General features: G+C 67.5%; 3 protein-coding genes. 1 reads left to right on the top strand and 2 read right to left on the bottom strand.

Annotation, left to right across the window (positions count from 1 at the left end):
- Window positions 1-1,702: Cache 3/Cache 2 fusion domain-containing protein (locus FVW27_RS10110; protein WP_167124822.1), on the bottom strand; the 1,702-nt coding region annotated here is incomplete at its 3' end.
- 168 nt (window positions 1,703-1,870) lie between these two features.
- Here FVW27_RS10110 and FVW27_RS10115 point away from each other — a divergent pair.
- Entirely contained in the window at window positions 1,871-2,413 is a 543-nt protein-coding gene (locus FVW27_RS10115; RefSeq protein WP_167124823.1) for a hypothetical protein, read from the top strand.
- 3 nt (window positions 2,414-2,416) lie between these two features.
- On the opposite strand, the gene FVW27_RS10120 is transcribed toward FVW27_RS10115, so the two are convergent.
- The coding region (locus tag FVW27_RS10120) for a gamma-glutamyltransferase family protein (RefSeq protein WP_167124825.1) at window positions 2,417-3,718 on the bottom strand (1,302 nt) is incomplete at its 5' end.

A 3,718-nucleotide genomic window follows, 5' to 3' on the forward strand; every position in this document is an offset into this window, starting at 1 on the left:
CGGCCTCACCGGCGCGGGCCTTCTGCACGTCGGCCCCGCGCTCGGCCTGTTCCACCTGGCGGGCCAGCCCGGCGGCGGCCTCCGCCACCACCTGCGAAATGCGGTCCGCCTCGGCGGCCACTTCGCTGATGAGGGTATTCTTGTCTTCCATCTCCTGCTGGTGGGCCTTGATGTCCGTCAGATCGGCGAAGATGGAGAACGCGCCGATGAGGTTGCCATCCAGGTCCAGCAGGGGCGCGGTGTCCAGGCGGGCGTGCACGGTGCCGCCGGTGCGGCGGGACAGGGTCAATTCCGTGTTCAGGATGGCCCGGCGTTCGCGCATGCAACGGCCCACCACTGTGTCGCGCCCGGCCTCGCCGTAGAAGAACAGGGCAACGTCGGTGCCCAGATGTTCGTCCGGCGTGCCGGAAACCCCCAGCAGGTCCAGCATGGCCTGGTTCACGTAGCTGATGCGGGCATCGGTATCCACCACGTAACTCGGCATGGTCATGCCGTGCAAAATGCCGTTGGAAAAGCCCAGACGGTGCTTGATTTCGGCCACCATGGCCCGGACGCCGCCGATGGTGCGGCCGATGTCGTCGTCGGCCAGGTAGTCGATGGCCGCGTCGTAGTTGCCCTTGGCCACTTCCGCCGTGAAGCGGCGCAGGGTGCCCAGCGGGCGCGACACGGTGCGCAGCAGCCCGAACACGAAGACCAGGGCCACGCCCAGCGCCACCACGGCAATGACGGCGGCGCTTTGCAAGAGGTGCGCATCCAGCCCGTGCACCATTTCCGTGCGGGTCATGCGCACGGCCACGCGCCAGTCCCACGGTTCGAAATGGCGCACGTAGGCCCGCAGGGGCACGCCGTCCATGGTGTATTCCACGGGGCCATCCTTCACATCCTTGAAGAAGGGGGCGATGCCCGCTTCTTGTAACGTCTTGCCGTGCAGCGTGGGATGGTGGAGAATCATGCCCGAGGCATCGTAGACGAAGGCGTAGCCAGCACCCGCCACGCGTACCTTGTTCATCATTTCGACAAGTTGCGGCGTGCGTATGGGGCGGCCCACGAAGATCACGGCGATGATGGTGCCGTCCTCGTCACGCACGGGCTTGTAGGCGGTGATGTACCAGTCGTTCACCACGAAGGCGCGGCCCGTGTAGGTCTGGCCTGCCATGACCGCCTTGTAGACGGGGCTGTCTTCCGGAATGTAGGTGCCCACGGCACGCTGGCCATCCGGCGTGCGCACGTTGGTGGCAATGCGCACCAGCTTGCCGGGCAGCACCTGAAACAGGGTGGCGGCTCCGCCCGCCATCTGTTGCACGCGATCCACCACGTCGTTGTTGTCGCGCATGGCTTTGCGGCCCAGCAGGGAATACTGGAACAGGCCGGGCATTTCGACCGTTTCCTTCTGCCTGGTGACCTGGTTGACCACGTCGACTTTCTGCACGTCGGCCTTGCGCACCATCAGCGGGCCATCGGCCAGCAGTTGCGATTCGAACAGGGCCAGGTCGGAGGTGACCTTTTCCTGCGTGATGGCGTGCTGCATCTCGATGGTGGAGACAAGATTGTCCGTGGCGGACTTCAGGTTGAGTTGCCCGAGGTCCACCAGGTCGCCCCGCACGACGATGGTGAGCACGATGGCCATGAAGGCCACGGTGCTTGCCACGATGACGGCGCTGCCCAGATAGAATTTGGTGCTGAAACGCATCCGCTGGAACATGGAGCCCCCCAAGGCTGATGGGGGCCGCAAGACGGTGCGACGCAAGAACGTCGCGTGGACGGAATGCGGCCCCGCTGTGAAACGAGTGTGTCTGGCTCTGTGAGTGTTGGATAGTGTTAATCAAAGAAGCGTCGAAATCAACATGATACACGATGATAGGAGTGCGGAATGAGCGGAAGCACGGGAAAGGACAGGTTCGATACCTCCGGGTTCGTCATGCGCAAGCAGGATGTGGGCGAGGCCGACGCGACCATGACCGTGTCGCGCGCGGGGCGCAGGCCCCCCTTCAACCCGGCGGCGGAGCGCATCGTGATTCTTGGGCTGCCGGGCAGCGGCAGGCGGCAACTGGCGGAACTGGTGGCACAACGTTTCGGCATGCAGGCGGCCACGCCGGATGACGACGCCGCACCCGAGGTGGTGACGGAACTGTGCTGCCGCACCGGACTGGTGCTTGCGGCGCCCGTTTCCGCCGTGCGCGACGAGCACTTGCGCGCCTGCCTGCGCGACGGGGCACGGGTGTTCTACATGATGGCCAACCCGGTTCGGCTGGCCGCGGAACTGGGGCTTTCCGGCGAGACGGGCGAAAAGTTCTGCCGCGAGGCGCTGGAGTTGGAAACCCTGTGCATGGGCGTGCTGCACTTTCTGCTGCCGGACGGAAGAACGCCGGAACAATTGGTGGTCAACGTGTGCGAGAATCTGGGAGTGGCCTGAGCATCACCACGCTGCCACGCAGCCGTCGCCACGCGGGTCTGCCGCGCCTTCCAGTGTGCCGTCCGGGTGGCGGACGATGGCCCCGGCATGCCCCATGACCGGATCGTAGTCGCCCATCATGCGCACGGGGTGCCCGGCGGCGCGCAGTTCACCGGCAACGTCCGGGGCGATGCGGCCCTCCAGCCGCAGATGCACGGCGTCGTCTCCCCATGTCCTTCCCAGCAGCCAGCGCGGCGCGCTGACGGCCTGTTGCAACGGCTGACCAAAGACCACGTGGCGGGTGAACACGGCGGCCTGGGTCTGAGGTTGACCCTCGCCGCCCATCGTGCCGTATGGCATGACCCTGCCGTCGGCCAGCAGGGCCATGGCCGGGTTCAGGGTATGGAACGGCTTGCGTCGGGGGGCCAGTGCGGCAGGGCTGCCCGCATGGAGGGAAAAGCCGCAGCCTCGGTTCTGCCAGGTGATGCCGGTGCGCGGCAGAACCACGCCGGAGCCGAATTCGAAGTAGATGCTCTGGATGCAACTGACGGCGCGCCCCTGCGCGTCCACGGCGCCCAGCCACACCGTGTCGCCGCCGGATGGCGGCGCGGGCCACGGCAGGGCGCGGGCCATGTCCACGTCGCGGGCAAGGGCGTCCAGTCGATCGGGGCGCAGGGGGTCCGTTGCAGAGCCGGGCGCAGGGTACGGCGCGTGGTCGGGGTCGCCCACCAGGTCGTCGCGCATGCGGAAGGCGCGCTTGGTGGCCTCGACGATGGCATGGAGGTGGGTGAAGGTTTCTGGTTCAATGGCGGCGCCCGCGCTGCGCAAACGTTCGAAGATGCCGAGGATGCACAGCGACGCCACACCCTGCGATGGCGGGGGCAGGTTGAACACCTGCCCTTGCTCCAGGCGCAAGGACAACGGGGTCACCAGCGATGCCCGGTGGGCCGCAAGGTCCGCCGCCGTGAGGGGTGAGCCCGCCTCGGCGAGGTCGGCGGCCATGGCGGCGGCAATCCGGCCCCGGTAGAAGTCGTCCAGCCCGCGTGTGCCCAACGTGTGCAGGGTGTCGGCCAGGGCGGGCAGGCGCAGGGTGCTTGCTTCCGGCGGGCAGGCGCCGCCCGGCAGGAACTGCGCCGCGAAACCGGGCTGTGCAGCCAGCGCTTCCATGTTGTCCCGCACCAGCGCATGGTGCCCGGCGGTGACGGCAAAGCCGTGTCGGGCGTGCCATTGCGCTTCTTCAAGCAGGCGGGGCAGGGGCAGGGCCGGACCCCAGGTGCGGGCGTGGTCCAGCGCCGCCGCCCAGCCGGATACGGCCCCGGCCACGGT

Origin of the sequence: Nitratidesulfovibrio liaohensis, assembly GCF_011682075.1 — a bacterium.
GTDB classification, from domain to species: Bacteria; Desulfobacterota; Desulfovibrionia; order Desulfovibrionales; family Desulfovibrionaceae; genus Cupidesulfovibrio; species Cupidesulfovibrio liaohensis.

Coding starts and splice junctions, on each gene's coding strand:
- FVW27_RS10115 (WP_167124823.1), top strand. CDS start 1,871: ATGAGCGGAAGCACGGGAAAGGACAGGTTCGATACCTCCGGGTTCGTC.